This is a genomic window from Bradyrhizobium sp. (assembly GCF_049519115.1).
Lineage (GTDB): Bacteria > Pseudomonadota > Alphaproteobacteria > Rhizobiales > Xanthobacteraceae > Bradyrhizobium.
This window is the reverse complement of the sequence record NZ_JBEKRB010000019.1, coordinates 1-19,313: the sequence shown is the minus strand read 5'-3', so window position 1 is coordinate 19,313 and position 19,313 is coordinate 1. Positions and strand designations below refer to the sequence as shown.

Below are 19,313 nucleotides of genomic sequence, written 5' to 3'. Positions count from 1 at the left end.
GTCTTAGTGTGCTAGCGATGCGGCTTTTACGGCCGTCACTGCGGTATTGTAGTTGTTGACAAGTTGCTGCACCGAAGTCGCCGACATATCGAGCACCGGCTTCGGATAGAAGCCGAACAGGATGGTGAGGACGACCAGCGGCACCAGCAGCAGGCTCTCGCGGAATGTGAGGTCCTTGATGGTCGAAAGCGAAGGCTTGACCAGCGCGCCAAACACCGCCTTGCGATAGAGCCACAGAGCATAGGCCGCCGACAGAATCACGCCGGTCGTGGCGAAAAACGCGGTCGGCAGCGAAACCTTGAACGTCCCGAGCAAGGTCATGAATTCGCCGACGAACCCGGAAGTACCGGGCAGACCGACATTGGCCATGGTGAAGACCATGAACACCAGCGCATAAAGCGGCATGCGGTTGACCAGCCCGCCATAGGCGGCGATTTCGCGGGTATGCAGGCGGTCGTAGACGACGCCGACGCAGAGGAACAGCGCGCCGGACACGATGCCATGCGAGATCATCTGGAACACGCCGCCGGCGACGCCCTGCGTGGTGCCGGCGAAGATTCCCATGGTGACGAAGCCCATATGGGCTACCGACGAATAAGCGATCAGTTTCTTGATGTCTTCCTGCATCAAGGCAACCAGCGAGGTGTAGATGATCGCGATCACCGACAGCGAGAAGATAAACGGCGCGAATTCATGCGAGGCCAGCGGGAACATCGGCAGCGAAAAACGCAGGAATCCATAGCCGCCCATCTTCAGAAGGATGGCAGCCAGGATCACCGAGCCCGCGGTCGGCGCCTCGACGTGGGCGTCCGGCAGCCAGGTGTGGACCGGCCACATCGGCATCTTCACCGCAAAGGACGCAAAGAAGGCGAACCACGCCCACATCTGCAAGGAGCGCGGCACCTCGGTGTGCATCAGGGTCGGAATGTCGGTGGTGCCGGCATTCCAGTACAGCGCCATGATCGCAAGCAGCATCAAGACGGAGCCGAGGAACGTGTAGAGGAAGAACTTGAAGGAGGCATAGACCCGGCGTGGTCCACCCCAGATTCCGATGATCAGGAACATCGGGATCAGGCCGCCTTCAAAGAACAGATAGAACAGCACGAGGTCGAGCGCCGAGAAGGTGCCGACCATCAGCGTTTCCAGAATCAGGAACGCCATCATGTATTCGCGAAGCCGCATCTTGACCGATTTCCAGCTCGCCACGATGCAGAACGGCATCAAGGCGGTGGTCAGGATCACGAACGGAAGCGAAATCCCGTCGACGCCCATGTGGTAGGTGATGGCATTGGCGAGCCACGGCGCCTTTTCGACGAACTGGAAGTCGGCTTGCGCCGGGTCGAAGCGAGCAACCAGGATCAGCGAGACCGCAAACGTCACCAGCGTGGTCCAGAGCGCGATCCATTTCGAATTGCGCTGAGCTGCTTCGTCGTCGCCCCTGACCAGATAGATCATCAGGGCGCCGATCACAGGCAGGAAGGTAACGACCGAAAGAATGGGCCAGGTCGTCATCGATTAGCCTCCCACACCGAACATGAACCAGGTGATGAAGCCCGCGACGCCGATCAGCATGGCAAAGGCATAGTGGTAGAGATAGCCGGTCTGAAGCTTGACGGCATTGCGGGTGACGTCGAGCACCCGCGCCGACACGCCGTCCGGACCCAGACCGTCGATGATCTTGCCGTCGCCGACTTTCCAGAGGAAGTAGCCGATCCATTTTGCCGGACGGACAAAAATAAGGTCGTAAAGCTCGTCGAAATACCACTTGTTGAGGAGGAAGTTGTAGAGCAGCGGTTGCTGTTTGGCCAAATCGACCGGCAGATACGGCCGGCGGATGTAGAAAATGTAGGAGACGAGGAAACCGCCCGCCATCATCACGAACGGAAGCCAGCCGAGCCAATGCGGCATCTGCTCCATGTCTTCCAGGATGCGCGGGTTCATCTTCACGGAATCGCGGAAGAACTCCTCGACGCCGTGGCCGACGAAAATTTCCCGGAACGGGAAGCCGGCAAAAATCGAGCCGATCGCCAGCAGGATGATCGGAATCCGCATCGACCATGGACTTTCATGCGCCGCCTCATAATGCTCTTGATCGTGCGGCTCACCGAAGAAGGTCTTGAAGATCAGCCGCCAGGAATAGAACGAGGTCAGGCCGGCAGCACCGATCGTCAGCAGATAGGCGTAAGTCCCGAAAGGATTGTGCGAGGCATAGGCGGATTCGATGATCGCGTCCTTGGAGAAGTAGCCCGCGAACATCGGAAAGCCGGTCAGCGCCAGCGTACCGATGCACATCACCGCGAAGGTGACGGGAATCTTCCGCCACAGCCCGCCCATGTTGCGGATGTCCTGCTCGTGATGCATCGCATAGATCACCGAGCCTGAGCCCAGGAACAGCAGCGCTTTAAAGAAGGCGTGGGTAAACAAATGGAACATGCCGACTGAGTAAGCCCCCGCCCCCATCGCCACGAACATGTAGCCGAGCTGCGAACAGGTCGAGTAGGCGACGATGCGCTTGATGTCGTTCTGAACGAGGCCAATGGTTGCCGCGAAGAACGCCGTGGTGGCGCCGATGAACATCACGAAGGCTTGCGCCGTCGGGGCCAGTTCAAACAGCGGCGACAACCGCGCCACCATGAACACCCCGGCAGTCACCATGGTCGCGGCGTGGATCAGCGCGGAAACCGGGGTAGGACCCTCCATGGCGTCGGGCAACCAGGTGTGCAGCAGGAACTGCGCGGACTTGCCCATCGCGCCCATGAACAGGAGCAGACAGGTCAACGTCAGCGCGTCCGGATGCCAGCCAAAGAAATTGATGGTCTTGCCGGTCAGCCCGGGAGCGGCGCCAAAGATGGTCTCGAAGTCGGTCGATCCGATCAGCATGAACACGGCGAAAATGCCGAGCGCAAAGCCGAAGTCGCCGACCCGGTTGACCACGAAGGCCTTGATCGCCGCCGCATTCGCCGACGGCTTCTGATACCAGAAGCCGATCAGGAGATAGCTCGCCAGACCCACGCCTTCCCAGCCGAAGAACATCTGCACGAGATTGTCCGACGTCACGAGCATCAGCATCGCGAACGTGAACAGCGAGAGATAGCCGAAGAATCGCGGCCGGTTCGGGTCCTCGTCCATGTAACCGATCGAATAAAGGTGGACGAGCGAGGACACCGTATTGACCACGACCAGCATCACGGCAGTCAGCGTGTCCACGCGCAGCGCCCACGACACTTGCAGATCGCCCGAGGTGATCCACGGGAACAACTCCACCCGGATATCGTGGTGTCCGAAACCGACTTCACCCAATGTCCACCAAGACAAGGCGGCAGCGACCAACAAGAACCCGGTCGTGATCAGTTCGGCCGCGCGTGAGCCGGCAGCCGGAGGCTCGGCGACGTGATGATCGTCGTGACCGTGATCGTCGTGATGTTCGTCATGGGCGTCAGCCGCATGCGCATCAGCGCCGTGCGCATCGTCGTGATGCTCGACCTCGTCGCCGCTCGGATTGCGCGCATGCGCGCCAACGATCGAGATGGCTCCCGCGATAATGGCGCCGATCAACGGCAGGAAAACGATTGCCTGGATCATATGGAGGGTTAGCCCTTCATCAGATTGACGTCTTCAACCGCAATCGAACCGCGATTGCGGAAGTAGACGACGAGAACAGCAAGCCCGATCGCGGCTTCCGCGGCCGCGACTGTCAGCACCAGAAGCGCGAACACCTGGCCGACGATATCGCCGATGAACGTCGAGAATGCCACCAGGTTGATGTTGACGGCGAGCAGGATCAGTTCGATCGACATCAGGATGACGATGATGTTCTTGCGGTTGAGGAAAATGCCGAGAATGCCGAGCGTGAACAGGATGGCGCCGACCGCGAGATAGTGTCCAAGACCGATCGTCATTGCACCCACTCCGCGGCGTCCGCATCCTGCAAGCCCTGACCCGACGCCACCTTGCGCACCGCCATGGCCATCTCCGGCGTCCGGGCATTCTGCACGTTGATGTCCTGCCGCTTGACGCTCGCCTTGTGACGCAACGTCAGCACAATGGCGCCGATCATCGCGACCAGCAGCACCATGCCGGCAATCTGGAAGTAGTGGATATACTTCGTGTAGAGCACGAGGCCCAAGGCTTCGGTGTTGCTAACATTGGAGGGGATCGCCGATGTGATCGATTTCGCGACATTGGCGTTGATCACCCAGCCGCCGCCGACCAAAAGCAGTTCGAACATGAAGATGCCGCCGATCACGATCCCGACCGGCAGATACTGGATGAAGCCCTCGCGCAGCTCCGCGAAATCGACGTCGAGCATCATGATCACGAACAGGAACAGCACCGCGACCGCGCCGACATAGACGACGATCAGGATCATCGCCAGGAATTCGGCCCCCAGCAGCACGAACAGGCCGGAGGCGTTGACGAAAGCCAGGATCAGAAACAGCACCGAATGCACGGGATTGCGCGAGACAACTACCATGACCGCCGAGGCGACGCAGATGCCCGCAAACAGATAAAAGAACAGGGCCGGAAGGATCATTCCCTCACCTCACCGGTACGGCGCGTCTTGGGCGATCGACTGGGCAAGTTCGCGCTCCCAGCGGTCGCCATTGGCGAGAAGCTTCGCCTTGTCATAGTAGAGCTCCTCGCGCGTTTCGGTCGCGAATTCGAAATTTGGTCCCTCGACAATCGCATCGACCGGACATGCTTCCTGGCACAGACCGCAATAGATGCACTTCACCATGTCGATGTCGTAGCGCACGGTGCGCCGCGTGCCGTCGTTGCGGCGCGGACCGGCCTCGATCGTGATCGCCTGCGCAGGACAGATTGCCTCGCAGAGCTTGCAGGCAATGCAGCGCTCCTCGCCGTTGGGATAACGGCGCAGCGCGTGCTCGCCACGGAAACGCGGCGAGATCGGCCCTTTTTCAAAGGGATAATTCAGTGTCGGCTTCGGCTTGAAGAAATAGCGCATGGCGAGAAAGAACGCCGAGACGAATTCCGACAGGAGAAGCGAGCGCGCGGTGGTGTTGATGTTGATACTCATAGCGACCTCATTTCGGCGCGATCCCCGCGAGTTGCAGCACGCCCGCAACGATGACGACCATGGCGAGTGACAGCGGTAGGAACACTTTCCAGCCAAGCCGCATCAACTGGTCGTAGCGGTAGCGCGGCACGATGGCCTTGGCCATCGCAAACATGAAGAACATGAAAAACAGTTTCAACGAGAACCAGATGATCCCGGGCACCCAGGTGAAGGGCGGCAGCGCGATCGGCGGCAGCCAGCCCCCAAGGAACAGGATCGTCGCCAGCGCGCACATCGTGGTAATCGCGACGTATTCGCCGAGCATGAACAACAGATACGGCGTCGAGCCGTATTCGACCATGAAGCCGGCCACCAGTTCGGACTCGGCTTCGACCAGGTCGAACGGCGGGCGGTTGGTTTCCGCCAGCGCCGAGACGTAGAACACCACGAACATCGGGAACAACGGCCACACATACCAGTTCAGGATCGTCAGCTGCGGCAGGCCGATCAGGTTGGCGAGGCCACGGGTGTTCTGCGCCTCGACCACGGCCGACAGATTGAGCGTACCGGCGCACAGCAGGACGGTGATGATGACGAATCCGATCGAGACTTCGTAGCTCACCATCTGCGCCGCTGAGCGGAGTGCTGCGAGGAACGGATATTTCGAATTCGACGACCAGCCGGCCATGATGATGCCGTAGATCGACAGCGACGAAATCGCGAAGATGAAGAGAACGCCGACATTGATATCGGCGATCACCCAACCGAGGTTGGTCGGGATCACCGCCCAGGCAGTGAGCGCAAGCACGCAGGAGACCAGCGGCGCCAGCAGGAACACGCCCTTGTTGGCACCGGCGGGGATAATCGGCTCCTTCAGCACGAACTTGAGAAGGTCAGCGAAGGACTGGAACAGGCCCCAGGGCCCCACCACGTTGGGACCCCGGCGGATCTGCACCGCCGCCCAGATCTTGCGATCCGCAAGCAAGATGTAGGCGATCGCGATCAGAAGCACCACGAGCAGCAACACGCTCTCGGCGACCATGATGATCAGCGGCAACAAGGTGCTGGTCCAAAATTCGGCCATCAGTTCACTCCGCCGCCGTCAGCATGTGCCCGGAGGCAAGACGCGAGCACTCCGCCATCACGGCAGACGCCCGCGCGATCGGATTGGTCAGATAGAAATCCTCGACCGACGCCTTGAACGGCACCTTCTCGACTTCGCCGCTGCGGCCGGCAAGCGTCGTGAGGTCGGCCGCATTCCCGGCCTCGATCTGATCGAGCCGCATCAGGTGCGGCACCGCCTTGAAGATCGCCTGGCGCAGCGCGGCGAGCGAGTCGTAAGGCAGCTTCTTGCCGAGCACATCCGAGAGTGCACGGATGATGGCCCAGTCTTCCTTGGCCTCTCCGGGCGGGAAGCCGGCCCGGTTGGCCATTTGGGCCCTGCCCTCGGTGTTGACGAAGATGCCGGACTTTTCGGTATAGGCCGCCCCGGGCAGGATCACGTCGGCGCGGTGCGCGCCGGAATCGCCATGGGTGCCGATATAAACCACGAACGCTCCGTCCGGCACCTTCACCTCGTCCGCGCCGAGCAGAAACAACACATCCAGCGTGCCGAACGTGTTCATCTGTGCCGCGTTCAACCCACTGGCGCCGGCGGTAAAGCCGATATCGAGTGCGCCGACGCGCGAAGCCGTGTTCTGCAGGATTGCAAAGCCGTTCCAGCCGTCCTTGACCGCGCCGATATCCAGCGCGAGCTTCGCCGCCTTCGCCAGCACCGCGGCGCCGTCGTGCCGCGCAAACGCGTCGGTGCCGACCAACACGATCGGATTTTTCGCATTCTTCAGAACGTCGGCGAAGGAATGCTTGCCCGCGGCGAGATCGCCGAGCGATTCCGTTCCGGCTCCCACGTAGTCATATTCATAGGTCAGATCGGGCCGCGCGCCGACGACGCCAACCTTGAGCTGGCCGGTGCGCCAACGCTTGCGGATGCGCGCGTTGAGGACAGCGGCTTCCTTGCGCGGGTTGGAGCCCACGATCAAAAGCGCATCCGCCTGATCGATGCCGGCAATTGTCGGATTGAAAATGTAGGACGCGCGCCCCGCCTTCGGGTCAAACGCGTCGCCGCCCTGCACTGCGAGATTGGTCGAACCGAATTTCGCCAGCAGTTCCTTCAGCGCGAACATCTCGTCGACCGCGGCGAGATCACCGGCGATGGCGCCAATTCGTTTGCCATCGATTCGTGAAATCCTGGCGGCGATGGCCTGGAAAGCCTGTTGCCATGAGGCGGCGCGAAGCTGGCCGTTTTCACGAATGTAGGGCCGGTCCAGCCGCTGCGTACGCAGGCCGTCGACGATGTGGCGGGTCTTGTCGGAAATCCATTCCTCGTTGACCGCCTCGTTGACACGCGGCAGAATCCGCATCACCTCGCGGCCGCGGGTATCGACACGGATCGCCGAGCCGACACCGTCCATCACGTCGACGGATTGGGTCTTGCCCAGCTCCCACGGCCGGGCGGCAAACGCGTAAGGCTTGGAGGTCAGCGCGCCCACGGGGCAGATATCGACGAGATTACCCTGCAACTCCGAGGTCAGGGCGCTCTCGAGATAGGTCGTGATCTCCATGTCCTCGCCGCGCCCGGTCGCGCCCATTTCAGGCGCGCCGCAGACTTCGGCCGAAAACCGCACACAGCGCGTGCACTGGATGCAGCGGTTCATCGAGGTCTTCACCAGCGCGCCGAGATATTTGTCTTCGACCGCGCGCTTGTTCTCGGCGAAGCGCGAGGTGTCGACGCCGTAGCCCATCGCCTGGTCCTGCAGATCGCATTCGCCGCCCTGGTCGCAAATCGGGCAATCCAAGGGATGGTTGATCAGCAGGAATTCCATCACGCCTTCGCGCGCCTTCTTCACCATCGGCGAGCGGGTGGAAATCTCCGGCGGTTCGCCCTTGGGACCCGGACGGCAATCGCGCACGCCCCAGGCGCAACTTGCGACCGGCTTCGGGCCGCCCTTCACTTCAACGAGGCACATCCGGCAATTGCCGGCGATCGAAAGCCGCTCGTGGTAGCAGAACCGCGGGATCTCCGCGCCCGCCGCCTCGCACGCCTGCAACAGCGTGTATTCCGCGGGGACATCGATTTCTTTGCCATCGACAATGAGTTTGGTCATTGCTGTCTCAAGTCTTTCCCAGCTTGCAGTCCGGCGGCGCGACACTGGCGGTTTTGAAGGAGGCCTTCACCCATTCCTGAGTGACGGTCGAGTAGGTTACGAGATAGCCGGGCTCGGCCTGGTTTTTCTCGCAGAGAAACGGCAGATGCGGCTTCAGGTCGTAATCGCATGAGGCAAGCCATTCCTGCCGGTCGGCGAAAGCAGCCCTTGCTTCCTCGCAGGCATAGAGGAAGTAGGACACGAAGCTTTCGTACTGAACCTGCTGGTCGCGGCTGCCCTTCTTGATCGCTTCGAAATCGGGTGCGGAAAACTTCGGATTCCGGAACGCCAGATCGGTGTAGCCGAGAAACGCCTGACGCGCGCTGGCCGCGCGATTGCCGTAGCGAAGCTCGTTGATCTGAAACAGCACCGCGACAAAGCCGAGCAGCGCCACGGTCGCCTGCGCCATCTGCGCCAGCGTCCCGTATTTCTGCCAGAATGTTGCGGGCTGCGACATCAATCCTACTCCGCCGCGACCATATGCGCGGGGTCGAGAATGCCCTGATCGTCGAGATCGGCCTTGTGCGAATATTGATCGATCCGCTCTTCGATCTCATGACGGAAGTGCGCGATCAGGCCCTGGATCGGCCATGCGGCTGCGTCGCCCAGCGCGCAAATGGTGTGACCTTCGATCTGCTTGGTAACCTCCAAGAGCATATCGATCTCGCGCTTGTGGGCGCGACCGTCGGCCATGCGCGTCAGCACCCGCCACATCCACCCCGTGCCCTCGCGGCAGGGCGTGCACTGGCCGCAGCTTTCGTGCTTGTAGAAATAGGAGATGCGGGCAATGGCGCGGATCAGGTCCGTCGACTTGTCCATCACGATCACGGCCGCCGTGCCGAGGCCCGAGCGTAATTTGCCGAGGCTATCGAAATCCATTGGCGTATCGATGATCTGCTCGGCCGGCACCATCCGCACCGAGGAGCCCCCGGGGATCACCGCCTTGAGATTGTCCCAGCCGCCACGAATGCCGCCGCAGTGCTTTTCGATCAATTCGCGGAATGGAATGCCCATCGCCTCTTCGACGTTGCAGGGGCGTTCGACGTGTCCGGAAATACAAAACAGCTTGGTGCCGACATTGTTGGGCCGGCCGATGGCGGCAAACCAGGACGCGCCGCGCCGCAGGATGTCGGGGGCGACCGCAATCGACTCGACGTTGTTGACGGTGGTCGGGCAGCCGTAAAGACCGACATTGGCCGGGAATGGCGGCTTTAGCCGCGGCTGGCCTTTTTTGCCTTCAAGGCTCTCCAGCAGCGCGGTTTCCTCGCCGCAGATATAGGCGCCGGCGCCGTGCGCCACGTAAAGGTCGAACGGCCAGCCGTTGACGTTGTCCTTGCCGATCAGTTTGGCCTCATAGGCCTGATCGACCGCAGCCTGCAAATGCTCGCGCTCGCGGATGAACTCGCCGCGCACATAGATGTAGCAGGCATGCGCGCCCATCGCGAAACTTGCGATCAGACAGCCCTCGACCAACAGATGCGGATCATGCCGCATGATCTCGCGGTCCTTGCAGGTGCCGGGCTCGGACTCGTCGGCGTTGACGACGAGATAGCTCGGCCGGCCATCTTTCGATTCCTTCGGCATGAAGGACCACTTCATCCCCGTCGGGAATCCGGCGCCGCCACGGCCACGCAGGCCCGACGCCTTCATCTCGTTGATGATCCAGTCGCGTCCCTTATCGATGATCGCCTTGGTGCCATCCCAGGCGCCACGCTTCCGCGCATCCTCGAGGCCCCAATCATGAAGGCCGTAGAGGTTCTTGAAGATGCGGTCCTTGTCCTCGAGCATCAGGTCACTTCCTTCAGCGTGGTTGGCCCACCCACCGGCGCGGAGAATTGACGGTCGATCTGCGGGCCCGGCTCCGGCGCTTTGCCGGAGGCGAAGCCGTCGAGCACCTTGCCAAAACTTTCCTTGGTCAGATCCTCGTAGGTGTCCTTCCAGATCAGGACCATCGGCGCGTTCACGCAGGCGCCGAGACACTCGACCTCTTCCCAGGAAAAATTGCCGTCCTTCGACAAATGGAAGGGGTCGTGGTGGATCCGGCTCTGGCACACCTCGATGATACCCTCGGCGCCGCGCAGCCGGCACGGCGTCGTGCCGCACACCTGGACATGCGCCTTCTTGCCGACCGGCTGGAGCTGAAACATCGTGTAGAAGGTCGCGATTTCGAGCATGCGGATGTAGGGCATATCGAGCAGGTCCGCGACGGCACGGATCGCCGCCTCCGACACCCAGCCTTCGTGCTGCTCTTGCACGCGCCACAGGATGGCGATTGCCGCCGAAGCCTGACGGCCTTCCGGATATTTGGCGATCTGCGCTTTCGCCCACGTCAGATTTTCCGGCGTGAACTCAAAACTCGCTGGCTGAACTTCCTTGGGGGCAAGGCGGCGAACGGACATCGTGATCAGTCTCTCATTGCATGCGGCGCGCGGCGTTGGCGTTCAAGGCAGCGATCCGCTCCTGCCAGAACGCGCTTGACGTGCCGAAAACGTTATAACCGATGTGGGATGAAACCTTGATGCGATCGAGGATCGAAAGCTCGCTCACGGTCTCAAGACGATTCGAGCGGGGATTGTAGACGATAAGCTTGAGCGGGGTCTGTTCGAGAATGTAGCGCGACACCGTGTGGTCGGGGTCATTGCCGTGTTCTTCGCACATGATGACGCTGTCGCACTCCAACAGCCGCGCGCCGCCCTTGATGGCGTCGATCTCGACGCCCTCAACATCGAGCTTGATGAGATATTTGCCATCAGCGGCAATCTTGCCTTGATCCAGCAGATCGTCGAGCGCAATCACCGGCACGGTCTCGAAGCCGCTTCCGGGGGAGCCCGCGATACTGAACTTCTCGTGCTTGGTCCCGGACAGTTGCGCGGTGCCTTTGGTGGCCCCGATGGCGCACTTCATGAGCTCGAAACGATTGCCGTTCACGCTCGCATTGTTGGCCAGCTTGGCGAAATTGTCCGATGACGGCTCGATCGCGATTGCCTTGTGCGAGCCGAACGGCCTGCTTGTCACCAGCACCGACCAGTAGCCGTAGTTGGCGCCGCAATCGAGCAGCGTGTAGTCGACGTCGGCAGAATGGCGGAACAGAAATTCCAGTTCGTCTTCGTAACTGTAGGAGCGGTCGAGTAGCTTGCTCCAGTAACCGTCGCCATAGGGAAATTCGTAAGTCGCATCCTCGTTGAGTTTCATCGCAATATTGCGCTCCGGCAGCGCCTTGCGCAGCAAATTGGCGCATCCGATGTAGCCACGGTGCGAGAAATGCGACGATATTTTCGAGCCCGTGACCAGCGCCAAGGCAGCCGTCCGCTCCCAGAGGTTAGCTCCTTCCAGAGCTCCCGAGGCGCGGTCGAACTGAATGGGCGGCTGGGCGATCATCACCGATCGACCTCTCCGAACACGATGTCGAGCGAGCCGAGGATGGCCGAGACGTCGGCGAGCAAATGGCCCCGGCAGATGAAATCCATCGCCTGCAAATGCGCAAAGCCCGGCGCGCGGATCTTGCACTTGTAGGGTTTGTTGCTGCCATCGGCGACGAGGTAGACGCCGAACTCGCCCTTGGGCGCTTCCACCGCGACGTAGACTTCGCCGGCGGGCACGTGGAAGCCTTCGGTGTAGAGTTTGAAGTGATGGATCAGCGCTTCCATCGAGCGCTTCATCTCGCCACGGCGCGGCGGGAAAATCTTTTGGTCCATAATAGCGACGGGCCCCTGCCCTTCGGGTGCACGCAGCTTGGCGATGCACTGCTTCATGATCCGCACCGACTGCCGCATCTCTTCCATGCGGATACAGTAGCGGTCGTAGCAGTCGCCGTTCTTGCCGATCGGAATGTCGAAATCCATCTCGGCGTAGCATTCGTAAGACTGGGCCTTGCGCAGGTCCCAGGCCGCGCCCGAACCGCGCACCATCACGCCGGAGAAGCCCCACTCCCAGGCCTGCTGCAGCGTAACCACGCCGATATCGACGTTGCGTTGCTTGAAGATTCGATTGCCAGTGAGCAGCGTCTCCAGATCGGCGACCACCTGAAGGAACGGATCGCACCACGCATCGATATCGTCGATCAGCTTGGTCGGCAGGTCCTGATGCACGCCGCCGATGCGGAAGTAGGCGGCATGCATGCGCGAGCCCGAGGCGCGCTCGTAAAATACCATCAGCTTCTCGCGCTCTTCAAAACCCCAGAGCGGAGGGGTGAGCGCGCCGACGTCCATCGCCTGCGTGGTGACGTTGAGAAGATGCGAGAGAATCCGCCCGATCTCGCAATAGAGCACCCGGATCAACTGGCCGCGGCGCGGCACCTCGATGCCGAGCAGCTTTTCCGCCGCCAGGCAAAACGCGTGCTCCTGATTCATCGGCGCGACGTAATCGAGCCGGTCGAAATAAGGAATCGCCTGAAGATAGGTCTTGCTCTCGATCAGCTTCTCGGTGCCGCGATGAAGCAGGCCGATATGGGGATCGACGCGGGCGACAACCTCGCCGTCAAGCTCCAGCACCAGACGCAGCACGCCGTGCGCGGCCGGATGCTGGGGTCCGAAATTGATGGTGAAGTTGCGTAAGGCTGGGCTTTGTTCGTTCATGAGGCAGTTCCCGCTTGCCGGCGAGTAGCGAATAGCGAATAGCGAATGGCTGATATCATTTGGGCTCCGCCTTCGCTTTCTCGTCACCCGGCAACGGATAGTCCGCGCCTTCCCACGGCGACATGAAGTCGAATTTCCGGAACTCCTGATTGAGCCGGACCGGTTCGTACAGCACCCGCTTCTCCTGGTCGTCGTAGCGCACCTCGACGAAGCCGGTGAGCGGGAAATCCTTGCGCAGGGGATGGCCGTCGAAGCCGTAATCGGTCAACAGCCGCCGCATGTCCGGATGTCCGACGAAGATCACCCCGTAAAGATCGTAGGTCTCGCGTTCGAACCAGTCGGAGCCGGGAAACACGTCGATGATCGACGGCACCTGGGTGGTTTCGTCGGCTTCGCCACGCAGGCGGATGCGCGCGTTCAGCGTCGGTGACAGCAAATGGTAGACCACGTCGAACCGCTTTTCGCGGCCGGGATAGTCGACCGCGGTCACATCGGTCAAGTTGACGAAGCGGCAGGCCGGGTCGTCTCGCAAATAGCGGACGACATCGACGATACGTCCGACTTGTACATCCACGGTGAGCTGGTTGAACGCCACCGAATGGCCCGTCGCCGCACCGGCCAACGCGCCAACGATCGTCTGCCCCAGAGCGTCAAGCCTGCCGTCGTCCATGAGCTAAAACCCTAACGTTCGATGGTTCCGGTGCGCCGGATTTTCTTCTGCAAGAGCAGGATGCCGTAAAGCAGCGCTTCCGCCGTGGGCGGACAACCGGGCACGTAGACGTCGATGGGCACGATGCGGTCGCAGCCACGCACCACCGAGTAGGAATAGTGATAGTAGCCGCCGCCATTGGCGCATGACCCCATCGAGATCACGTAGCGCGGCTCCGGCATCTGGTCGTAAACCTTGCGCAACGCCGGCGCCATCTTGTTGGTCAGCGTGCCGGCCACGATCATCACGTCCGACTGCCGCGGCGAGGCCCGCGGCGCGAAGCCGAAGCGCTCGACGTCATAGCGCGGCATCGACACCTGCATCATCTCGACCGCGCAACAGGCAAGACCAAAGGTCATCCACATCAACGAGCCGGTACGCGCCCAGGTGACGAGGTCGTCGGCGGCGGCGACGAAAAAACCCTTGTCGGACAGTTCGTGGTTGACTTCGAGGAAATACGGATCGTTCGCACCCACCGGCTTGCCGGTGGAGGGATCGAGGATGCCGGTCGCGGCGGGGGCAACGGCGGCTGCGAACCCCGGCCTGGCAGGAGCTGGGCTCAATCCCATTCGAGTGCGCCTTTCTTCCATTCATAGGCAAAGCCGACCGTCAGAACGGCCAGAAACACAAACATCGACCAGAACCCGGTCGCTCCGAGTTTTCCGAACGCCACGGCCCACGGAAACAGGAAGGCGACTTCCAGGTCGAAGATGATGAAGAGGATGGCGACCAGGTAGAAGCGGACGTCGAACTTCATGCGGGCGTCGTCGAAGGCGTTGAAGCCGCACTCGTAGGCCGACAGCTTTTCCGGATCGGGCTGTTGGAACGCCACCACGAAAGGAGCGATCAGGAGCACTAGGCCGATCAGGCCGGCCACGGCTATAAATACCACCAGCGGAAGGTAATTTTGCAAGATTCCGGTCATCGGGAGGGACCTTTTCCTGCGGCTATCGGAGAGGTCCGCAGATTCGCAAAGATTAGAATTGTTCCGAGGCTTAGCGCAGCGCACCAAGAGGCGCAAGACAAGCTATCTTGACGCCCCGCCTGGCCCCGCGACACGTGGAAAACCGGCCTCGAGCTCAACCCCGCCGTCCAATTTCGCGGTCCAAAATTCGCTGACCGGGCATACGGGCGACGGCTTTCCGAACGCTGCCAGGAAGCCGGAACGAAACCATTTTGCGGATCCGACGAAACCGGGCGGAAACAAACCCAGGATACATGGGGAACCAACAGATGGCGCTGAAGACGCCTCGGAGGCTTCCATGAACCACTCAATTCATTCCGCAGACCGTGCGACCCACGTGAAGATCGTGGTGATGGCGCTTGTGGCTGGAATAGCGGTTGCAGGTGTTGCCATTTCCGCGCGCACCAACGTCGATTACAGCCAGTCCGCCCGTGTCATCAAGGCGGGTAAGCCCGTGGTGCTGACTAGTTCGGACACCTCAGTCGTTCGCTAAACCTCGTCCCCCCGAGGACCTCGTTCCCCCCAACGAGGATGTGAAAGGGCCGCTCCCCCCAGGCGGCCCTTTTGCTTTTGGGGCGGCCAAAGGCACGGCCTCGCGCTGGGCTGATGATGATATAGGCGGGGGGAGTGGTAGTTCGGAGGGTGATTTAAAGTGTGCCATCAAAAAGATGGCGCGAGAGACGGGACTCGAACCCGCGGCCTCCGCCGTGACAGGGCGGCGCTCTAACCAACTGAGCTACTCCCGCGGATGCCGTAATCCTCAAGGGACTGGTCCGCAACGAGAGCAGGGATTAAAGGCGCGCCTCTCTTTAGTCAAGGTTGTTCCGAATCCCCTTGTCTTGCAGGCACTTTTGCGATTTCGATGCAAAAAGTGGCTTATTTTCCGGCCAATCGGCTTAAGGCGGCCAAGACAAGAATCGTTTGAGGCCTGCCAAGTCTTGGTTTCTTAAGGGATCAACCACGAGGAGGGCCAAACATGGCGACGAAGGCTGCGACGGCGACCCACCATCACCATCAAGCACCTCGCCGCGGCCATCGCCGAGGAGCAGGAACTGTCCAAGAAGCAGGCGGAAACCATCCTGACCGACCTGGTGACGATGATCACCAAGCACCTGAAAAAGGGCGAGCGTATCCGCATCGTCGGGCTCGGCATCCTCCAGGTCCGCAAGCGCGCCGCCCGCATCGGCCGCAACCCCGCCACGGGCGAGGCCATCCAGATCAAGGCGAGCAAGAAGGTCGCTTTCCGCGCCGCCAAGGAATTGGAGGAAGCCGTCTGATAGAAGTCGGCCTAACCCTCAGGTTTTTCACCCAAATAGCGTCATTCCGGTGAAGTGAAAGTGGGCCGCCCGGAGTGACACTACCCTGCGCTACCCCAGAGGCGTTTTTTCTGTTACTCGGCTGCCCCCATGACAGCGAGCGCCCCCTTAAGCTTCACCCACACCGTGATCGAGCGCTTCCTGCGCTATGTGGTGATCGACACCCAGTCCGATCCGGCGTCACCGACCTGCCCGTCGACCGAAAAACAAAAGGATCTGGGCCGGCTGCTCGCCGCCGAGCTCGCCGAGATCGGCCTTTCCGACGCCCATCTCGACGACAACGGGTACGTCTACGCGACCATTCCGGCGAATACCGACAAGCAGGTGCCGGTGATTTGCTTCTGCTCGCATATGGACACCTCGCCGGATTGCTCCGGCGCCAATGTCAGGCCGCAAGTCGTCCGCAACTACCAAGGCGGCGACATCGTCCTGCCGGCCGATCCCTCCCAGGTGATCCGCTTTGCCGAGCACCCGGCGCTCGCCACCCAGATCGGCCACGACATCATCACGACCGATGGCACCACCTTGCTCGGCGCCGACAACAAAGCCGGCGTCGCGGAGATCATGGACGCGGTGTATTTCCTCACCAGGAACCCGCAGGTCAAACACGGCACCATCAAGATCCTGTTCACGCCGGACGAGGAAATCGGCCGCGGCGTCGACAAGGCCGATCTGAAAAAGCTTGGCGCTGAGTTCGCCTATACGATCGACGGTGAAAGCGCGGGCCAAATCGAAGATGAAACCTTCTCGGCCGATGCGGCCATCGTCACCATCGAGGGTGTCTCGACCCATCCGGGCTTTGCCAAGGGCAAGATGGAACACGCGATCAAGATCGCCGCCGCCATCGTCGATCGCCTGCCGAAAAACACCTGCTCGCCCGAGACCACCGAGGGCCGGGAGGGCTTTTTGCACCCCATTGGCCTGTCCGGGACTCTGGAGGCGGCCACGCTCGGCCTCATCGTGCGCGACTTCACTGAAGAAGGTTTGCGCGAGAAGGAGCGGCTACTGGAGAACATTGTCAAAGAGGTGATGGCCGACTATCCGCGCTCGACCTCCCGCATCGACATCAAGCAGCAGTACCGCAACATGAAACAGGTGATCGATCGTCACCCGCAAATCGTCGACTATGCGATCGAGGCGATCCGGCGCGCGGGCCTCAATCCGGTGAAGACGTCGATCCGCGGCGGCACCGATGGCTCACGGCTGTCGTTAATGGGACTGCCCTGCCCCAACATTTTCGCGGGCGAGCACGCCTTCCATTCGCGGCTTGAATGGGTCAGCCGGCAGGACATGGAGAAAGCCGTGCAGACCATCGTTCATCTCGCGATGATCTGGGAAGAGCGGGCTTAAACTCCGAACTTATTATCTAAGCATGATCTCCGCGCAAACGCCTCTGACGTTTGTCGCGAGGGAAAACCGGTTCCCACTTTTCGGATCATGCTTTAGCCGTCACGATCCAGATCGCGCCGTTAAGCGGCACCGTTTGTTCCTTCACGAAAGGCGTCAGTGCTTCGCGGATTGATTGGGTCGCGGCCGCAATGACGTCCGGCGGCTGGTCGGCCAGCGCACGGGCGGCCGGTCCGATTTCGAGCGCGCCCCTGACCGCGGCATCCAGCCCGCCCCCGACCGCCACGTCGAGCGCGAGATCACGGGGCTCCATGGCGATTTCAGAAAAGCCTGCCGCAGTCAGGACGCGCTGGACGCGCACTTCCGACGCAAACGAAAACGGGCCAGGATCCTCGGGGCCGACTTGCGGCATCTTCGGAACGTGCTGATACACCGCCTGGAGCGGCGTCATGAAAAAAGGATTTTGGCGCGGTTCGCGCCAGCAGGCGAAGGCTAGCCGGCCCGATCGGCGCATCGCTTTTCGCATATTCGCAAAAGACAGCGCCGGATCGGCGAAGAACATCACCCCGAACCGCGAGGCGAGCAGGTCGAAATTTTCCGGCGCGAACGGATGGATGGTCGCATCCGCGAGAACGAACTCAACCGGCGCGCCCACTGGCGTCACTTGCCGCGCCCGCGTCAGCATCGGCGCGGAGATATCGATGCCCATGACATGCCCGCTTGGTCCCACGGCGCGCGCGAAAGCGAAGGTGGTGGACCCGCTGCCGCAGCCGACATCGAGCACCCCTTCGCCGGCCCTGATGCCGGCGCGATCGATCAGCAGATCGGCAATCGGCTGAAGCAGGATGTCCTGCACCGGCTGACGATCGGCCCAACGCTGGCCGCCGGCGCCGTTCCAGTACGCAATCTGGTCGGCGTTTTGATCGTGCCCTGCGGGTGCGTCCATGTCGTTCGACTCGCCATCATCATATGAACGGAACCTCCGATGACAATAGCATAAAAATATCCTGCGGCGCCGTTGCTCATATTCTCGCGCGCAACAGTCGCGGCACGATGACAAAATATTTAGCGCAACCGCACGGCAAAACGGATTGAATGACGTCAGGTCGCGACGCCCAGGCTGGCACCGTGTTTGCACCTCCAAAGGCGAGCTTGGCGCGTACCGGGCCGATCCGCTAAAGGTTGAAGAATGATCGTCCGGCTTGTGGCATTGGCGGCCCTCACCATCTTGATCCCCGGCTTGGCGAGGGCGGACGATCTCGACAAAAGCGGCTACACGCTTTTCGATCCTGTCCCCGACGATCTCCTGCGGAAGTTCGCGCCCGACCGGCCCGCGAAGGGCTTTTCGGTTCGAACCGTCGATGCCGGGCATTTCGAGATCGAGACCGATCTCATCAGCACCATCATTTCAAATTCTCGCGGCGGCACCACGCACAGCTTTCAGGGGCTCGATCCGACCTTGAAACTGGGCCTGACCAACTGGATGGATATCGAGGTCCAGTTCAACGGACTGCAATATACCGAATCCGTCGATGGAACCTCGCCTTTCAATTTTCAGAACAGCACCGGCTTCGGCGACGTCTTCCTGCGCAGCAAGATCAACCTGCTCGGCAATGACAGCGGGCCCGTGGGTTTCGCGCTGATCCCTTACGTCAAGTTGCCGTCGTCGACGCCGCTCATCAGCAACGGCGCGGTTGAAGGCGGCTTGATCGCGCCGCTGGCGCTGCGGCCCGCCGATTTCATCGTCACGTTGATGACGGAAGTCGACGATCTAAAAAGCGCAACCGGCAACAACCGCTTCGCCAATTTCGTCAACCTCGTCAGCGTCAGCCACGCGGTGCCCGGCACCGAGGGCATCAACGCCACGGTCGAGTTGTTTTCATCGGTCGGCACCGACCCGGGCACGGCCCCGGTCTACACGCTCGACTTCGGTATGAATTTCCGGTTGAGCCAGCACACCATTCTCGATGTGGGCCTCAATCTCGGCCTCAACAGCGCCGCGCCGAAAGCGCAGGTCTACACCGGCATCTCGGCGAGGTTCTAAAAAAGCATCGTCGAAATAAAAGCCCCGGCCTGAGCAGGCTGTGTGGAAACGAGAGGCTCCGGTGATCCTGGGCCTCTTTTTTCATTTTTAGGGTCAGGCGAGCCTGATCTTGAGGCTTTGCGGGCCGATGAGATTGATG

19 protein-coding genes, 1 tRNA gene and 1 pseudogene are annotated in these 19,313 nt (G+C 61.1%); 4 read left to right on the top strand and 17 right to left on the bottom strand.

Translation table 11 applies throughout. The features are described 5' to 3' along the window. Positions 1-3 precede the first annotated feature (3 nt). Genes ABSE61_RS16320 through ABSE61_RS16250 form a run of 15 tightly spaced genes read right to left on the bottom strand, consistent with a single transcriptional unit; the run spans position 4 to position 14,428 of the window. Positions 4-1,512 (bottom strand): NADH-quinone oxidoreductase subunit M, encoded by a 1,509-nt coding sequence (locus ABSE61_RS16320; RefSeq protein ID WP_423872156.1) that lies wholly within the window; start codon positions 1,510-1,512, stop codon positions 4-6. A gap of 3 nt (positions 1,513-1,515) precedes the next feature. Next, positions 1,516-3,582 (bottom strand): NADH-quinone oxidoreductase subunit L, encoded by a 2,067-nt coding sequence (nuoL, locus tag ABSE61_RS16315; RefSeq protein WP_423872155.1) that lies wholly within the window; start codon positions 3,580-3,582, stop codon positions 1,516-1,518. An 8-nt stretch (positions 3,583-3,590) separates the two neighbouring features. Next, the gene (nuoK, locus tag ABSE61_RS16310; RefSeq protein ID WP_423867316.1) at positions 3,591-3,899 is read right to left on the bottom strand and encodes an NADH-quinone oxidoreductase subunit NuoK; all 309 of its coding nucleotides are present in this window, start codon (positions 3,897-3,899) and stop codon (positions 3,591-3,593) included. Next, entirely contained in the window at positions 3,896-4,534 is a 639-nt protein-coding gene (locus ABSE61_RS16305; protein WP_423872154.1) for an NADH-quinone oxidoreductase subunit J, read from the bottom strand. Before ABSE61_RS16305 ends, nuoK begins: the two co-directional genes overlap by 4 nt. 9 nt (positions 4,535-4,543) lie before the next feature. Beyond that, on the bottom strand, positions 4,544-5,032 hold the full coding sequence (gene nuoI, locus ABSE61_RS16300; RefSeq protein WP_423872264.1) for an NADH-quinone oxidoreductase subunit NuoI: 489 nt from the start codon (positions 5,030-5,032) through the stop codon (positions 4,544-4,546). Positions 5,033-5,045: 13 nt separating this feature from the next. After that, positions 5,046-6,101 carry an NADH-quinone oxidoreductase subunit NuoH gene (nuoH, locus tag ABSE61_RS16295; protein ID WP_423872153.1) on the bottom strand — a complete coding sequence of 352 codons (1,056 nt, stop codon included), beginning with the start codon at positions 6,099-6,101 and terminating at the stop codon, positions 5,046-5,048. Between the two features lie 4 nt (positions 6,102-6,105). Next, the gene (gene nuoG, locus ABSE61_RS16290) at positions 6,106-8,181 is read right to left on the bottom strand and encodes an NADH-quinone oxidoreductase subunit NuoG (protein WP_423872152.1); all 2,076 of its coding nucleotides are present in this window, start codon (positions 8,179-8,181) and stop codon (positions 6,106-6,108) included. Positions 8,182-8,188: 7 nt separating this feature from the next. After that, positions 8,189-8,677: a hypothetical protein gene (locus ABSE61_RS16285; protein ID WP_423872151.1), complete on the bottom strand. Its 489-nt coding sequence runs from the start codon at positions 8,675-8,677 to the stop codon at positions 8,189-8,191. Between the two features lie 5 nt (positions 8,678-8,682). Beyond that, positions 8,683-10,008 carry an NADH-quinone oxidoreductase subunit NuoF gene (gene nuoF, locus ABSE61_RS16280; protein WP_423872150.1) on the bottom strand — a complete coding sequence of 442 codons (1,326 nt, stop codon included), beginning with the start codon at positions 10,006-10,008 and terminating at the stop codon, positions 8,683-8,685. Beyond that, positions 10,008-10,619: an NADH-quinone oxidoreductase subunit NuoE gene (gene nuoE, locus ABSE61_RS16275; RefSeq protein WP_423872149.1), complete on the bottom strand. Its 612-nt coding sequence runs from the start codon at positions 10,617-10,619 to the stop codon at positions 10,008-10,010. The genes nuoF and nuoE overlap by 1 nt, the downstream gene beginning before the upstream one ends. Positions 10,620-10,632: 13 nt before the next feature. After that, on the bottom strand, positions 10,633-11,598 hold the full coding sequence (locus tag ABSE61_RS16270; protein ID WP_423872263.1) for an FkbM family methyltransferase: 966 nt from the start codon (positions 11,596-11,598) through the stop codon (positions 10,633-10,635). Further along, on the bottom strand, positions 11,598-12,794 hold the full coding sequence (locus ABSE61_RS16265; protein ID WP_423872148.1) for an NADH-quinone oxidoreductase subunit D: 1,197 nt from the start codon (positions 12,792-12,794) through the stop codon (positions 11,598-11,600). The genes ABSE61_RS16270 and ABSE61_RS16265 overlap by 1 nt, the downstream gene beginning before the upstream one ends. Before the next feature lie 55 nt (positions 12,795-12,849). Next, positions 12,850-13,464 carry an NADH-quinone oxidoreductase subunit C gene (locus ABSE61_RS16260; RefSeq protein ID WP_423872147.1) on the bottom strand — a complete coding sequence of 205 codons (615 nt, stop codon included), beginning with the start codon at positions 13,462-13,464 and terminating at the stop codon, positions 12,850-12,852. Positions 13,465-13,475: 11 nt separating this feature from the next. Further along, the gene (locus ABSE61_RS16255) at positions 13,476-14,072 is read right to left on the bottom strand and encodes a NuoB/complex I 20 kDa subunit family protein (protein WP_423872146.1); all 597 of its coding nucleotides are present in this window, start codon (positions 14,070-14,072) and stop codon (positions 13,476-13,478) included. Continuing rightward, entirely contained in the window at positions 14,063-14,428 is a 366-nt protein-coding gene (locus ABSE61_RS16250; protein ID WP_423872145.1) for an NADH-quinone oxidoreductase subunit A, read from the bottom strand. Before ABSE61_RS16250 ends, ABSE61_RS16255 begins: the two co-directional genes overlap by 10 nt. A gap of 337 nt (positions 14,429-14,765) precedes the next feature. On the opposite strand from ABSE61_RS16250, the gene ABSE61_RS16245 reads away from it, so the two are divergent. Next, positions 14,766-14,960 (top strand): hypothetical protein, encoded by a 195-nt coding sequence (locus tag ABSE61_RS16245; protein WP_423872144.1) that lies wholly within the window; start codon positions 14,766-14,768, stop codon positions 14,958-14,960. A 176-nt stretch (positions 14,961-15,136) separates the two neighbouring features. Here the strand turns inward: ABSE61_RS16245 and ABSE61_RS16240 are convergent. Next, positions 15,137-15,213: transfer RNA gene (locus tag ABSE61_RS16240), tRNA-Asp, on the bottom strand. 230 nt (positions 15,214-15,443) lie between these two features. Here ABSE61_RS16240 and ABSE61_RS16235 point away from each other — a divergent pair. Further along, a pseudogene (locus tag ABSE61_RS16235) lies at positions 15,444-15,744 on the top strand (HU family DNA-binding protein). 129 nt (positions 15,745-15,873) lie between these two features. Beyond that, the gene (pepT, locus tag ABSE61_RS16230; protein ID WP_423872143.1) at positions 15,874-17,133 is read left to right on the top strand and encodes a peptidase T; all 1,260 of its coding nucleotides are present in this window, start codon (positions 15,874-15,876) and stop codon (positions 17,131-17,133) included. Between the two features lie 85 nt (positions 17,134-17,218). On the opposite strand, the gene ABSE61_RS16225 is transcribed toward pepT, so the two are convergent. Beyond that, positions 17,219-18,076, bottom strand: a complete 858-nt coding sequence (locus ABSE61_RS16225) for a class I SAM-dependent methyltransferase (RefSeq protein WP_423872142.1) — start codon at positions 18,074-18,076, stop codon at positions 17,219-17,221. A gap of 243 nt (positions 18,077-18,319) precedes the next feature. On the opposite strand from ABSE61_RS16225, the gene ABSE61_RS16220 reads away from it, so the two are divergent. Further along, on the top strand, positions 18,320-19,174 hold the full coding sequence (locus tag ABSE61_RS16220) for a transporter (protein ID WP_423872141.1): 855 nt from the start codon (positions 18,320-18,322) through the stop codon (positions 19,172-19,174). Positions 19,175-19,313: the final 139 nt, after the last annotated feature.